The sequence below is a fragment of the Spongiactinospora sp. TRM90649 genome, assembly GCF_029382225.1.
Lineage (GTDB): Bacteria > Actinomycetota > Actinomycetes > Streptosporangiales > Streptosporangiaceae > Spongiactinospora.
This window is the reverse complement of the sequence record NZ_JARLTC010000014.1, coordinates 78,619-91,467: the sequence shown is the minus strand read 5'-3', so window position 1 is coordinate 91,467 and position 12,849 is coordinate 78,619. Positions and strand designations below refer to the sequence as shown.

General features: G+C 71.6%; 14 protein-coding genes. 7 read left to right on the top strand and 7 right to left on the bottom strand.

Annotation, left to right across the window (positions count from 1 at the left end; all coding sequences use genetic code 11):
• Positions 1–19: 19 nt before the first annotated feature.
• Genes P3X83_RS19165 through P3X83_RS19155 form a run of 3 tightly spaced genes read right to left on the bottom strand, consistent with a single transcriptional unit; the run spans position 20 to position 3,059 of the window.
• The gene (locus P3X83_RS19165; protein WP_277306491.1) at positions 20–1,144 is read right to left on the bottom strand and encodes a hypothetical protein; all 1,125 of its coding nucleotides are present in this window, start codon (positions 1,142–1,144) and stop codon (positions 20–22) included.
• Positions 1,141–1,647: a SigE family RNA polymerase sigma factor gene (locus P3X83_RS19160; RefSeq protein ID WP_277306490.1), complete on the bottom strand. Its 507-nt coding sequence runs from the start codon at positions 1,645–1,647 to the stop codon at positions 1,141–1,143. The genes P3X83_RS19165 and P3X83_RS19160 overlap by 4 nt, the downstream gene beginning before the upstream one ends.
• A 47-nt stretch (positions 1,648–1,694) precedes the next feature.
• Positions 1,695–3,059 (bottom strand): helix-turn-helix transcriptional regulator, encoded by a 1,365-nt coding sequence (locus tag P3X83_RS19155; RefSeq protein ID WP_277306489.1) that lies wholly within the window; start codon positions 3,057–3,059, stop codon positions 1,695–1,697.
• Between the two features lie 186 nt (positions 3,060–3,245).
• Between P3X83_RS19155 and P3X83_RS19150 the strand changes: the two genes are divergently transcribed.
• Positions 3,246–3,698 (top strand): ATP-binding protein, encoded by a 453-nt coding sequence (locus P3X83_RS19150; protein ID WP_277306488.1) that lies wholly within the window; start codon positions 3,246–3,248, stop codon positions 3,696–3,698.
• Between the two features lie 146 nt (positions 3,699–3,844).
• On the opposite strand, the gene P3X83_RS19145 is transcribed toward P3X83_RS19150, so the two are convergent.
• Both P3X83_RS19145 and P3X83_RS19140 read right to left on the bottom strand, forming a co-directional pair.
• A complete protein-coding gene (locus P3X83_RS19145; protein ID WP_277306487.1) occupies positions 3,845–4,660 on the bottom strand; it encodes an ABC transporter permease in 816 nt (271 codons plus the stop codon).
• On the bottom strand, positions 4,657–5,538 hold the full coding sequence (locus P3X83_RS19140) for an ABC transporter ATP-binding protein (RefSeq protein ID WP_277306604.1): 882 nt from the start codon (positions 5,536–5,538) through the stop codon (positions 4,657–4,659). The genes P3X83_RS19145 and P3X83_RS19140 overlap by 4 nt, the downstream gene beginning before the upstream one ends.
• 197 nt (positions 5,539–5,735) lie before the next feature.
• Between P3X83_RS19140 and P3X83_RS19135 the strand changes: the two genes are divergently transcribed.
• A complete protein-coding gene (locus tag P3X83_RS19135; RefSeq protein ID WP_277306486.1) occupies positions 5,736–6,413 on the top strand; it encodes a DUF1707 domain-containing protein in 678 nt (225 codons plus the stop codon).
• A 60-nt stretch (positions 6,414–6,473) separates the two neighbouring features.
• On the opposite strand, the gene glpX is transcribed toward P3X83_RS19135, so the two are convergent.
• The gene (gene glpX, locus P3X83_RS19130) at positions 6,474–7,517 is read right to left on the bottom strand and encodes a class II fructose-bisphosphatase (protein ID WP_277306485.1); all 1,044 of its coding nucleotides are present in this window, start codon (positions 7,515–7,517) and stop codon (positions 6,474–6,476) included.
• A 250-nt stretch (positions 7,518–7,767) separates the two neighbouring features.
• Between glpX and P3X83_RS19125 the strand changes: the two genes are divergently transcribed.
• Both P3X83_RS19125 and P3X83_RS19120 read left to right on the top strand, forming a co-directional pair.
• On the top strand, positions 7,768–8,445 hold the full coding sequence (locus P3X83_RS19125) for a TetR/AcrR family transcriptional regulator (RefSeq protein ID WP_277306484.1): 678 nt from the start codon (positions 7,768–7,770) through the stop codon (positions 8,443–8,445).
• 11 nt (positions 8,446–8,456) lie between these two features.
• Entirely contained in the window at positions 8,457–8,990 is a 534-nt protein-coding gene (locus P3X83_RS19120; protein WP_277306483.1) for a DUF4245 domain-containing protein, read from the top strand.
• Positions 8,991–9,008: 18 nt separating this feature from the next.
• Here the strand turns inward: P3X83_RS19120 and P3X83_RS19115 are convergent, their stop codons facing one another.
• Positions 9,009–9,236 (bottom strand): exodeoxyribonuclease VII small subunit, encoded by a 228-nt coding sequence (locus P3X83_RS19115; protein WP_277306482.1) that lies wholly within the window; start codon positions 9,234–9,236, stop codon positions 9,009–9,011.
• A 77-nt stretch (positions 9,237–9,313) separates the two neighbouring features.
• Here P3X83_RS19115 and P3X83_RS19110 point away from each other — a divergent pair, with 77 nt between their 5' ends.
• Genes P3X83_RS19110 through P3X83_RS19100 form a run of 3 tightly spaced genes read left to right on the top strand, consistent with a single transcriptional unit; the run spans position 9,314 to position 12,848 of the window.
• Positions 9,314–9,853, top strand: coding sequence for a 2Fe-2S iron-sulfur cluster-binding protein (locus P3X83_RS19110; protein WP_277306481.1), 540 nt, complete (start codon positions 9,314–9,316; stop codon positions 9,851–9,853).
• Complete coding sequence (locus P3X83_RS19105; protein WP_277306480.1) at positions 9,850–10,827, top strand: xanthine dehydrogenase family protein subunit M; 978 nt, start codon at positions 9,850–9,852, stop codon at positions 10,825–10,827. Before P3X83_RS19110 ends, P3X83_RS19105 begins: the two co-directional genes overlap by 4 nt.
• Positions 10,824–12,848 (top strand): xanthine dehydrogenase family protein molybdopterin-binding subunit, encoded by a 2,025-nt coding sequence (locus tag P3X83_RS19100; protein ID WP_277306479.1) that lies wholly within the window; start codon positions 10,824–10,826, stop codon positions 12,846–12,848. Before P3X83_RS19105 ends, P3X83_RS19100 begins: the two co-directional genes overlap by 4 nt.
• Position 12,849 lies beyond the last annotated feature (1 nt).

Sequence of the window (12,849 nt, the reverse complement as noted above, 5' to 3'; positions counted from 1 at the left end):
GCGGGTCTACGGCGACGGTCTACGAACCGCCGCCGTAGACCTGGCGCCAGAGCTCACCGCCCTCGGCGTCGTAGCCGACGAGCCGGGAGGCGTCGCGGTACGCGTCATCGGTGTGCCGCCGGGTTCCGGCGAACAGGCGGAAGTCGCCGAGCTTCCACGGATTCGGTCTGGTCTCGGCCCGTACGGTGGTGCCGTCCTTGAAGACCAGTTCGACGCGTGCGGTCGCGGAGTTCGTGATGCCGAACCAGCGCTCCTTGTCGGTGCGCAGCTCGGCGCTCGACGGCTTGCCGTCCAGGTCGGTCAGGAACGCGCCGCGCGTGAGGATGTGGGTGCCGACGGGCCGGCCGTCCAGCGTCCACTGCAAGGTCTTGGCCGGTGTCTCGTACAGGCCGGCGACCAGCCTGCCCGGCATCTCCACGGCCGGGTCCAATCGCTTGTCCGTGGCCTCCGGCGACCGGGGGTCCGTCCGGGTGAACTCGGCGAGCAGCGTGCCCTGACTGTTCGCGAACTCGAATCCCTGGACCGTTCTGCCCGAGGGGACGGCGACCGTCCAGACGTCCAGGGGGGCGTCCTTGAGGCGGTGGATCTTCCCGGACACCTTGTCCGCACCGGTGACGGCGGTCACGGTGACCGCCTTGTCCGTCGTGGTGCCGTAGTACAGCACCAGCCCGGTGGCCGGGCCGGGGGGAGTGGCGCCCTGTTCGGCCATCTCCCCGGGTTGCAGGGGCTGCCCGCACCACGGGACACCGGTATCCGTCCCGCCCTTGATCCGCCGGCAGAGCAGAGTGCCCTTGTCGCCCTTGGCGAACCAGAACGTGATCGGCCGCCGCTGGGAGGGATCTTCGATCTGCAGGAACTCGCTGATCCGGAACTCGTCGGCCGTGTAGTCCTGCGGGCCGGCGGTCACGCTGGGCACGACGGTGCCGGTGGCGACCTCGGCGGGTCCGGCGTCTCGCGCGGCGGCCAGGCCGAGCGGGACGGCCACGGCCGTAACGCAGACAGCGGCCAGCAGGGCGTTGCGCGCCGTCCGGCGCCGGTGGGCCCTCGTGACCACCTCGGCGGGGAAGCGTGACGGCGCCTTCGGGGCACGCTCGGCGGCCCGCCCGAGCGCCGAGCGCAGCCGGGTCTCCTGGTCCTCGATCATGATGAGCTCCCCTTCGCTGTGGGGTCGGGCACGGTGATGCGAAGCTTGGCCAGACCGAGCGACGCGTGGCTGCGCACGGTTCCTCTGGCGACGCCGAGCACGACGGCGATCTCCTCGTCCGAAAGGTCCTCGTAGTAGCGCAGCACCAGCACCGCCCGCTGCTTCTTCGGCAGGTCGGCCAGCGCCGACCAGAGGCCGTCGTCCGAGGGCAGGTGGTCGTTCCGCGCGGTCTCGGGAAGCGCCCAGTCGAGCCGTTCCCGCCTGCGTAACCGCCAGGTCCTGAAGTGCAACCTGGTCATGATCATCCGCGTGTACGCCTCGGGCGCGTGTTTCTGCCGCACCCGAGGCCACGCACGGTGCAGCCGGACCAGCGCCTCCTGAGTGAGGTCGGCCGCGTCGTGCGGGTTGCCACTGAGGAGGTACCCGTACCGCAACAGGGCGTCAGCCCGCTGCGCCACGAATTCCTCGAACCGCTCGTCCAATGCCGGCTCTGCATTTCCCATGGTCTCTTCATGGGATAGAGCACTCCGCGGGCCGGGAGTGTTGAATCTCAGCGGCTACGAAGATACGCGGTGAACTCGCGGGCGTGGACGGTGTCCTTGTAGGGCCGCAGGGCTTTGGCGAAGTGGGTGATGCGGTCGTTGAGGCGGGTCGAGGTGAGGGCTCGTGCGCCGGGGACGGCGGCGCGGGCGGCGTCGATGGCCTGGTCCAGTTCCCCTGCGGCGAGGTGCGCTTCGGCGAGGCTGATTCGCGTGAGCTGGGCCGATCGGGAGCGGGATTCGTCGTATTGGGGGAGCACGGATTCCAGCAGCCCGGCGGCGCGGCGATGTCGGCCGATGAGGGTCCAGCAGCGGGCACCTTCGGCGACGGGCTCGGTGGGCTGGTACCACGCCACCCAGTGCGGATCGCGGTCGGTCGGCCCCTGCCCGTAGGCGTGTTCGGCCTCGCCGAGCAGGCGAACGGCGGCGGCCTCGGTGTGCGCGTCGCGGGTCTCGGCGCTCGCGGCGCGCAGCGACATGGCCCACGCCTCCCGGCCGAGCAGCAGCGACAGCACACGCGGCGGCGCGTCCGCCTGGCGGGCGGTGTCCAGCGCCGCCCGGGCCAGCCGGGTGGCCCAGACGGGCTCTTCGAGGTAGATGGCCTGGTGGGTCAGCGCGGTCAGCACCCAGGCGGCGGAGAACCGGTCACCGCCGAGCTTGGCGAGTCGCAGGGCCTGGCCGTAGTAGTGCTGGGCCTGCCCGTGGCGGCCGAGGTCGAAGGCCGTCCACCCGGCGATCTGGGTCATGGCCGTGGCGGCGGTCATCAGCTTCGCGCCCACGCGCTCGTCGTATCGGCCGCGCAGCAGGGGAGCGACCTGCGTGTGCAGGTAGTCCACGATCGCGGGCCTTACCAGGCCCGCGCCGAACTGGTGGTCCATCCGGTTGAAGGCCCGCCAGGCGTCCATGACCCGGTCGGCGTCGGAGCCGCCCACGGCAGGGCTCCCGCCACGCGCCACCGGAGCGGCCGGCCGTCCATGGCTCCACTCAGACAGCCAGTCGCCCAGCGCGGCGGGCACGAACGGCAGGGCGACCAGCATCTGTCGCCGCTCCGCGTCCACGTCGCACCTCCACAGGCGTACGGCTGACCTCACCGTATGCTCGGGCGACACATCGGCGAAGTCCGGCATAGGCCATATCTCCGTTTCGACCGGAGCGCCGTCACCGTCCAGCCAGTGCTCGATCTCGGCGGGCTTGACCCCGAAGATCTGCGCCATCCGCGCCCGGTAAGCCGGGCGGACGCCCTGCACCCCGCGTTCCCACCGGCTCCAGGTCGTCATGGACACCCACAACGCCTCCGCCGCCTGTTCCTGTGTCAGCCCCAGCCGTACCCGCGCCCGTCGCAGCGCCACCCGCTCGCCCACCGCACACTCCGACACTCGGTCATCGTTCCGTCACTCATTGTCGATGATTCCAATAGGGGCCGCCGCCGAACGACCAGGAAACGCTCAATCCCGCCGGCACGCGTCAGGGTGCAGGGCGATCGACGTATCCGCCTTCTGCACGGGCCACCTCGGGGCGGGGTTTCCTGCCGCCCGGAGGACAGCCGACCAGTGGGAGATCTCGTGAGCCGTCAACTGCAAGTCACATCCCTTCCCGTCGACGGGGCCGTGCGGGCGGCCCGTGCCGTGGTGCGTGACGCGCTGCGCGGGCTGAAGGAGGACGATCTCCGCGACGCCGAGCTGGTGGTCGCGGAGCTCGCCGGGAACGCCGTGCGGCACGCGTGCCCGCCGTACGAGGTGCGGGTGTTCTCGGTCGGCGGGCGGGCCGTGTGGTGCGAGGTGGTGGACGGGGACCCCGGTGGCGTCGGGGCGGTGCTGGCGGCGCTGGGCCGTCCTCGGGCCGATCCGGATCTGGCGGCCGAGGACGGCCGGGGCCTGGTGGTGGTGCGCGCGCTGAGCCATGGGCGCTGTGGCGTCTACGCGATGGCCGTGCCGCGACCGGCGAAGGCCGTGGGGTTCGTGGTGCCGTGCCGGGCGTTGCCCTCGGGGCCGGTCCGCTACGCGTGGCTGAATTGAGTGGGGCTCGTATTCGCTATGTCCACGTGGTGGAGTCCGCCTGCGGGTTGCGCATTCTTCTCCTTGAAATGCGGGACTGCTTGGCGTGCGACCGGAAAACACCTGAAAAGCGGAGGAGCAATTTTCAGGGCAATCAATTGGGCCGGTCAGTCGATCAGGCGGGCGCGCATCTTCCACACCGCGAGGCACCACATGAGCGCCGCGAAGGCCGCGAGCACCGCCACGTGGAGCAGCGAGCCGAGGCCGAGCGTGCCGAAGACGGCACCCCGGACCAGCTCGACGCAGTGGTAGAGCGGGTTGAACTGGGCGACGGTGGCCGCCCACCCGGGAAGCTGCTCGACCGGGAAGAAGGTGCCCGCGACCAGGAACATCGGGGTCAGCGCACCGGTGATGATGTAGTCGAAGGTGTTGATGGACGGCACGATCGCCGACACCCACATGCCGAACAGCGCGAACCCGAGCCCGGTCAGGAAGCCGATCAGCGGGACGAGCAGCATCCCCCAGCTCGGGTCGAGGCCGAAGGCCATGCCGACCAGCATGGGCGCGCAGCCGTACACGCCCGCCTTGACCGCCAGCCAGGACGCCTCGGCCGTGACCAGTTCGTGGACATCGACCGGGGCGGCCAGCATGGCGTCGTAGGTGTGCTGGAAGGTGCGGCGGATGAAGGTGTTGAACATGCCGCCGAACGCCCCGATGAACAGCACGGCGGTGGACACCACGCCGGTGGCGACGAAGTCGCGGTAGGCGTAGCCGTACATGGCGCCGATCACCGAGCCGAAGCCGTAGCCGAAGGCCAGCAGGTAGATGGTGGGCTCGACCATCGCGGCGAAGGAGGTGGAGGCCCAGTAGCGACGGTAGAGGGCCAGCTCCCTGCGCCACACCGCGCGCACCGGGGCCCACTCGAACGCGCGGGGCGAACGCGGCTCGCCCTCGGTCTCGGCGCCGATCCGCACGGTGGTCATTCGACGGACTCCCCGGTGAGCACGACGAAGACGTCTTCCAGGTTGGCGGGACGCTTGATGCCGGGCGGGGGCAACTGTTCGGCGACGGCGTCGGACAGCCGTTCGGCCTGCAGCAACGACACCGAGGGGCCGGTGCGCCTGGTCGGGAAACCGGCCGCGCGGGCGGCCTGCTCGATCTCGGCCAGCCGGTCGGGCGGGCCGTAGTGCTCGTGCACCTCGCTGCCCGCGTGTTCGAGGATCAGCTTCTCTGGGGTGCCCCTGGCCACCACGCGCCCGTGCGACATGAGCGCGCATTCGTCGGCCAGGCGTTCGGCCTCCTCGATGTAGTGGGTGGACATCAGGCTGGTCACCCCTTCGTCGCGGAGCCGGGCGACCAGCGCCCACAGCTCCTGGCGCACCTGCGGGTCGAGCCCGACGGTGGGCTCGTCGAGCAGCACCAGGCGCGGCGAGTGGACCAGGGCCCGCGCGATCAGCAGACGGCGGCGCATTCCGCCGGACAGCTTGACGGTCTTGGTGTCGGTGCGGTCGGTGAGCTGGGCCAGCTCCACCGCCCGCCGCACGGCCTCCCTGCGGCCGGCTTTGGGAACCCGGTAGAGGTGGGCGAAGACCTCAAGGTTTTCCCGGACGGTCAGTTCCTCGTCGAGATTGTCCATCTGCGGCACCACGCCCATCTGGGCGCGGGCCTGCTTGGCCATTTTCGGCAGGCTCATGCCGAGGACGGTGATCTCGCCCTCGTCGGCGCGCGACTGGGCGGTGAGCAGGCGCATCGTGGTGGACTTTCCAGCGCCGTTGGGGCCGAGCAGCCCGAGGCAGACGCCCTCGGGCACGTCGAGGTCGAGATGATCGACGGCGGTGACCTCGCCGTAGCGCTTCACCACTCCTGAAATGCGGATCGCGGGAGCGGAAGTGATCGCCGTATCGAGTGCGACCGGCGAGCGAAAATTGCCCATACGCTTACTGTAGGCCCCGGCACCGACATTTTCTCAAACGCTTTTCCGGGCCCGCGGGAGCCTCCGAAAAGCGTTACGTGAATTTCATTGATGCGGTCGGCGGGCCGGGGGCTTATTGTCGAGGCATGGACGAACGCCCCGGGGCCTGGCTGCCCCGTCTCACCGAGGTCGGTGAGCGCCTGGCCGAGGAGTGGCAGGCCGCACGGCGTGCCCGCGAAGGCGCGTCGGCCCCGGCCGAACGCTCGCGCGACGCCACCGGCCCGCACGCGATGCGCGCATCCGACGCCGACCGGGAGCGGATCGCCGAGGTGCTGCGCGAAGCGGTTTCCGACGGCAGGCTCGGCATGGCCGAGTTCGAGGAACGCCTGGAACGCGTCTTCAAGGCGCGCACTCTCGGCGACCTGGCGGGCATCACCGAGGACCTGCTGCCCCCCGAGCAGCAGCCGCTGCGGCTCGACGGCGGGCAGGTCTCGGCGATCTTCAAGAAGGAGCACCGCGAGGGCCGCTGGGTGGTGCCCGCCGAACTGCCGGTGACGGCGATGTTCGGCACCACCAAACTCGATCTGCGCGACGCCATCATGCAGAGCCGCCGCGTGGTCATCAACGCCACCCTGGTGTTCGGCGGGCTGGAGATCCACGTGCCCGAGGGCGTCGAGGTGATCCGGGTGTCCAAGGACAAGACCGTCAAGCTCACCCGCCAGCCGGTCGAGCCCGACTCCCCGGTCATCGAGGTCCGCACCAGCAACTTCCTGGGCGAGGTCAAGGTCAAGGAGCCGCCGAAGCGCCGCAGGGGCCGCCGCTGACCCGCACCCCCGCACGGCGCCTTCCGTACGGCGGGCGCCGTACGGAAGACGAAGCGCGGGTCAGCCTGCCGTGTCGAAGTTGATCGCGCTGTAGGCGCGCAGCTTCCACAGCCGGTGTTCGCTCTCGATCTTGCGGATGGTGCCGGAGCGCCCGCGCATCACCAGCGAGTTGGTGATCGCCACGCCGCCCCGGTAGCGCACGCCGCGCATCAGCTCGCCGTCCGTGATGCCCGAGGCCGCGAAGAACACGTCGTCGGAGCGGACCAGGTCGTCGGTGGTGAGCACGGCTTCGAGGTCGAGCCCGGCGTCCAGCGCGCGCTGCCGCTCCGCGTCGTCCTTCGGCCACAGCTTGCCCTGGATGACGCCGCCCAGGCACTTCAGCGCGCAGGCCGCGATGATCCCCTCGGGCGTGCCGCCGATGCCCAGCATCAGGTCGATGCCGGTGCCCGCGCGGGCCGCCATGATCGCGCCCGCCACGTCGCCGTCGGTGATGAACTTGATCCGCGCCCCCGTCTCCCTGATCTCCTTCACGATGCGCTCGTGCCGGGGACGGTCCAGGATCACCACCGTGACGTCGGACGGGCTCGCGCCCTTGGCCTTGGCCACCGCCGCGATGTTCGCCGCCACCGGGGCGTCGATGTCCACGGCCGTCGCCGCCTCCGGCCCGGTCACCAGCTTCTCCATGTAGAAGACCGCCGACGGGTCGTACATCGAGCCGCGCTCGCTCACCGCGATGACGGAGATGGCGTTGCTCATGCCCAGCGCGGTCAGGCGGGTTCCGTCGATCGGGTCCACGGCGACGTCGCACTCGGGGCCGCTGCCGACCCCCACCCGCTCGCCGTTGAACAACATCGGCGCGTTGTCCTTCTCACCTTCGCCGATCACCACCACGCCGTCCATGGAAACCGTGTTGATGAGCTGACGCATGGCGTTCACCGCGGCGCCGTCGGCGCCGTTCTTCTCCCCGCGTCCCACCCAGCGGGCCGCCGCCATGGCCGCGGCCTCGGTGACACGGACCAGTTCGAGTGCGAGGTTGCGGTCGGGCGCGTGTGCGCCCGTGGCAAGTGCGGATGGAACCGACGTCTGGGGTGTTTGTTCGGACATTCCGGCGAACCCTCCTGTAAATCTCGACGTCTACCTCCTGCCCACGCGAGCGCCCGACGTGCGCGTCAACTGCGCGCGAACCGTCTGCGAGCCGCGTACGGCATGCGCCGGCGCCCAAGGCGTACGTTCCGCGCGAGGGCCCGTCCGGCGGTCCGGCCCTTCCGCGTGGATCACCTCGTGCCGATCCCGGCGACTGCATCGATCGTAGTTGGCCCCCTTTCGACGGCTGGAGGAGGATAATGACCCCACCATGAGCAGCGACGATGAACGGCCGGTGACCGCCGCGTCCGCCCCGGCGCGCGGGCCGGCGCGCACCTCGGAGCGCGGGGCCGCCACGCGTGGCGCGATCCTCGAAGCCGCCCGGCACATCTTCGTCACCAGCGGCTTCGCCGACGCCGGGGTCACCGACGTCGTCGCGCGGGCCGGAGCGAGCGTCGGCAGCCTCTACCACCACTTCTCCGGCAAGGCCGACCTCTACCTCACCCTGTTCGAGGAGTTCCAGGAACGCCAGACCCAGCGCACCCGCCAGGCCGTCCAGGACGCCAGGGCCGAGGGCGAGGCCGACCCGATCCGGCTGTTCGTCGCGGGCGCGCGGGCCTACCTGGACGGATGCCTGGCCGAGCGGGAGCTGTCCGCGCTGTTCCTGCGCGGCGACGGCCCGCCCGGGTTCGAGGTCATCATGCGCGACCGGCTGCGCCAGTGGACCAGGCGCAACGCCGCCCTGTTCGAGGGCGACGAGGGGGCGCTGGTGGTCGTGCTCACCGGGGCGCTGGCGGCGGTGGTCTCGGAGGTCTCGCTGTCCGAAGACGCCGACGCGTCGCGCGCGCTGGCCGAAGAGGTCCTGATCATCGTCGGGGCCATCTCGCGCCCGGCGGTCCAGGCGGCCCCGGCGCGGCCCGAAGAGCGGACCATCCCCGCCAGCGGGTAGTCTCCCCAACTGTGCAGCGCTTCGCCCAGGGGTTCTACGGCTATGTCTTCGCCCTGCTCGTCTGTTTCGGGTTGGTGGGCGTCTTCCTGCTGGTCACGCCCGTGGGCCGGTCGGAGCACATTCCCAGCGTCGACTACTCGATCGACCTGGCCAACGCCCGCCGGTCGGCCGCCTACCAGGTCTGGGCGCCGCCGGCCCCGCCGAAGGACTGGATCCCGACCAGCTCCCGCATGGTCGCCGACGACGGCAGCGGCACCGTGACCTGGCGGCTGGGCTTCGCCACCGCCGCCCGCTCGCACGCGATGCTGGCCCAGAGCGACGAGAAGCCGCAGGCCACCTTCGCGGGCCGGATGGCGGGCATCGAGAAGTCGCAAGGCACCCAGCGGATCGGCGATGTCACCTGGGAGCGCCGCTTCCGGCCCGACAAGAAGCAGCGCTCGCTGGTTCGCGTGCTTCCCGAGGCCACCATCGTCATCACCGGCACCGCCGACTGGCCGGAACTGGCCGCGCTCGCCGCCGCGCTCAAGCCGCAGTCGTCGGCCTGACACATCGGCCCTGAGGGCTCAGAACGGCGAGTCGTCGTCGTCCGGCTGCCTGCGCTTGGCCATCGCGGCGGCGAGCTTCACCCGCGCGCCCTGCAGCCACTCCTCACACAGCGCGGCGAGCTTCTCACCGCGCTCCCACAGCTCGATCGACTGTTCGAGGGTCAGCCCGCCGGCCTCCAGCCGCCGGACCACCTCGGTCAGCTCCTCGCGGGCCTTCTCGTACGAGGGCGCGTTCTCTTCTGCCACGTGCCTACCCTAGAGCCCCACGAGGCGTCTTCGGCCTGTCGTGGTTGGAGCCTTCACAGCAGGGCAACACAGCAGGTATGCAGAACCTCGTGATCCGCGTCAACGAAGTGGAGCACCGTCTCGACGTCGATCCCCGCACCTCGCTGCTCGACCTGTTGCGCGAGCGGCTGCGGCTGACCGGCTCGAAGAAGGGTTGCGACCACGGGCAGTGCGGGGCCTGCACCGTCCTCGTGGACGGCAGGCGGGTCGTCTCCTGCCTGCTGCTCGCGGTGGCCTGCGACGGCCTCGACATCACCACGGTCGAAGGACTGGCCACGGCCGAAGGCCGGCCGGGCGCTGACGGCGCGACGCACCCGCTCCAGGCCGCGTTCGTCGAGCACGACGCCTTCCAATGCGGCTACTGCACCCCCGGTCAGCTCTGCTCCGCCGTCGGGATGCTCTCCGAGGACGGCCCCAGCGCGGTGACCGCCGATCTCACCGCCGAGGTGACCCTCGACGACGCCGAGATCCGCGAGCGGATGAGCGGCAACCTGTGCCGGTGCGGCGCGTACGTCAACATCGTGGCGGCCATCCGTGAGACGGCCGCCCGCGAGCCCGTGGCGGAGGCGGCCGGATGAGGGAGTTCGACTACGTTCGGGCGGCGCAGGGCCGCGAGGCCGTCGGCCTGTGCGAGCCGGGGGCGATGTATCTGGCGGGCGGCACCAACCTGGTCGATCTCATGCGCCTGGGGGTCGCGGCCCCCGACCGGCTCGTCGACGTCAGCCGCCTGCCGTACGACCGGATCGAGGAGGTGCCCTCGCACGGGGGCCTGCGGATCGGGGCCACCGTCCGCAACAGCGACCTGGCCGCCGACCCGGTCATCCGGCAGCGTTACCCGATGCTCGCGCGGGCCGTGCTGAGCGGCGCGTCCGGGCAGGTGCGGAACATGGCGACGGTCGGCGGCAACCTGCTGCAACGCACCCGCTGCTCCTACTTCCAGGACATCTCGAAGCCGTGCAACAAACGCGAACCCGGCACCGGCTGCCCGGCCATCGACGGCGACCATCGCAATCTCGCGATCTTCGGGCACTCCGACTCCTGCGTGGCCACCCACCCCTCCGACATGGCGGTGGCGCTGGCCGCCTACGACGCGCTGGTCCAGGTCACCGGCCCCACGGGTGACCGCGCCGTGCCGATCCCCGGCCTGCACCGGCTGCCCGGCGAGGATCCCGAGCGCGACACGGTCCTCGAACCGGGCGAGCTGATCACCACGATCGAGCTGCCCGCGCCCCCGGAGGGCCGCGCCACGTACCGCAAGGTGCGCGAGCGCGCGTCGTTCGCGTTCGCGCTGGTGTCCATCGCGGCCCTGCTCGACGTCGATCCGGGCGGCGTGGTCCGCGAGTGCCGGATCGCGCTGGGCAGCGTCGCCCATGTGCCCTGGCGGGCCGGCCGTGCCGAGGAGGCGCTGATCGGGCAGGTCGTGAGCGACGACGCCTTCGTGGCCGCGGCCGACGCCGAGCTGTCGCTCGCCCGGCCGCTGCCGGGCAACGCCTACAAGGCGACCCTGGCCCGCCGGCTGATCGTGGCCACGCTGCGGGAGCTGGCCCCGTGAGCCGCGTCGAGGGCCCCGACAAGGTCACCGGCCGGGCCACCTACGCGTTCGAGTACGACGTGCCGGAGGCCGCGTACGGCTACGCCGTCCAGGCCACCGTCGGAAAGGGCCGGATCACCGCGTTCGACGCGGGGGAGGCACTGGCCATGCCCGGCGTGCTCACCGTGATCTCCGCGATGGATCCCCCGGAGCTGGGCGACGGCGGCGATCCCGAGCTGGCCGTCCTGCAGGCCACCGAGATCGCCTACCACGGGCAGGTCATCGCCGTCGTGGTCGCCGAGACCCAGGAGATCGCGCGGGCCGCGGCCGAGACCGGCCTGCGCGTCGAGTACGCCGCGGAGCGGCCCGACGTCGGGCTGCGCGCCGACCACCCCGGGCTGTACGCCCCGGAGAAGGTCAACCCCGCCTACCCGGCCCGCACCGAGAAGGGCGACGTCGAGGCCGGGCTCGCCGACGCCGTGGCGACGGTGGACGAGGTATACCGCACGCCCATCCTGCACAACAACGCCATGGAGCCGCACGCCACCATCGCCGTCTGGGAACCGGACGGCACGCTCACGCTCTACGACTCCACGCAGGGGCCGGGCACCCACCGCGACATCGTCGCCAAGGTGCTCGGGCTGCCCCCCGATCAGGTGCGCGTCATCTCCCGGCACGTCGGCGGCGGGTTCGGGTCCAAGGGCACGCCTCGGCCGCACGCGATCCTGGCCGCGCTGGCGGCGCGGGCGGCGGGCCGTCCGGTGAAGCTCGCGCTGACCCGCCAGCAGATGTACGACATGACCGGTTACCGCACCCCCACCATCCAGCGGATCCGGCTGGGCGCCGACGCCAGGGGACGGCTCACCGCCGTCGACCACCATGTGGTCGAGCAGACCTCGACCCTGGCCGAATTCGCCGAGCAGACCGCGGTGGCCACCCGCGTCATGTACGCCACGCCCGCGCTGCGCACCGCCCACCAACTGGTGCGGCTCAACGTGCCCACGCCGTCCTGGATGCGCGCGCCCGGCGAGACGCCCGGCATGTTCGCCCTGGAGTCGGCGATGGACGAGCTGGCCGTCGCGCTCGGCATGGACCCCGTCGAGCTGCGCGTCGTCAACGACCCCGACGCCGAGCCGCAGGGCGGGCGGCCGTTCAGCTCCCGCAACCTGGTCGCCTGCCTGCGCGAGGGCGCCCGCCGCTTCCACTGGGCCCGCCGCGACCCCGAGCCGGGCATCCGGCTGGAGGGCCGCTGGCTGGTCGGCACCGGCGTGGCCTCCTCCACGTACCCCGTCTACCGCCGCCCGTCGTCGGCGTCGGTGCGCGCCCGCGACGGCGGCTACGTCGTCCGGATCGGCGCCGTGGACATCGGCACCGGCGCGCGCACCGCGCTGACCAGGATCGCCGCCGAGGTTTTGGGCGCCGCGCCCGAGCAGGTCGAGGTCGAGATCGGCGACAGCGCGCTGCCGCCCGCCTCGCTCGCGGGCGGCTCGATGGGCACCGCGTCCTGGGGCACCGCCATCACCCGCGCGTGCGAGGCGCTGCTGAAGGACGGCGGCGAGGAGGCCACCGCCGACACCGCCGAGGAGGTCGCCAACACCGCCGACTTCGCCCGCCACGCCTTCGGCGCGCAGTTCGCGGAGGTCCGCGTCAACGCCGACACCGGCGAGGTGCGCGTGTCACGCCTGCTCGGCGTCTTCGCGGCGGGCCGCATCATCGAGCCGACGCTGGCCCGCTCCCAGTTCATCGGCGGCATGACCATGGGCCTGGGCATGGCGCTGATGGAGGAGACCTACATCGACGAGCGGTTCGGCGACTTCCTCAACCACGACCTGGCGCAGTACCACATCGCCGCCTGCGCCGACGTGCCCGACGTCGAGGCCGCCTGGATCGACGAGGAGGACCCCTACCTCAACCCGATGGGCAGCAAGGGCATCGGCGAGATCGGCATCGTCGGCACCGCCGCCGCCATCGCCAACGCCGTCCACCACGCCACCGGGCGGCGCGTCCGCGACCTGCCCATCACCCCGGCGAAGCTGCTGTAGG

Bases quoted from the DNA above. Each gene is read 5' to 3' on its own strand.
- P3X83_RS19165 (WP_277306491.1), bottom strand. From the start codon at position 1,144: ATGATCGAGGACCAGGAGACCCGGCTGCGCTCGGCGCTCGGGCGGGCC.
- P3X83_RS19160 (WP_277306490.1), bottom strand. From the start codon at position 1,647: ATGGGAAATGCAGAGCCGGCATTGGACGAGCGGTTCGAGGAATTCGTG.
- P3X83_RS19145 (WP_277306487.1), bottom strand. From the start codon at position 4,660: ATGACCACCGTGCGGATCGGCGCCGAGACCGAGGGCGAGCCGCGTTCG.
- P3X83_RS19135 (WP_277306486.1), top strand. From the start codon at position 5,736: ATGGACGAACGCCCCGGGGCCTGGCTGCCCCGTCTCACCGAGGTCGGT.
- glpX (WP_277306485.1), bottom strand. From the start codon at position 7,517: ATGTCCGAACAAACACCCCAGACGTCGGTTCCATCCGCACTTGCCACG.
- P3X83_RS19125 (WP_277306484.1), top strand. From the start codon at position 7,768: ATGAGCAGCGACGATGAACGGCCGGTGACCGCCGCGTCCGCCCCGGCG.
- P3X83_RS19110 (WP_277306481.1), top strand. From the start codon at position 9,314: ATGCAGAACCTCGTGATCCGCGTCAACGAAGTGGAGCACCGTCTCGAC.
- P3X83_RS19105 (WP_277306480.1), top strand. From the start codon at position 9,850: ATGAGGGAGTTCGACTACGTTCGGGCGGCGCAGGGCCGCGAGGCCGTC.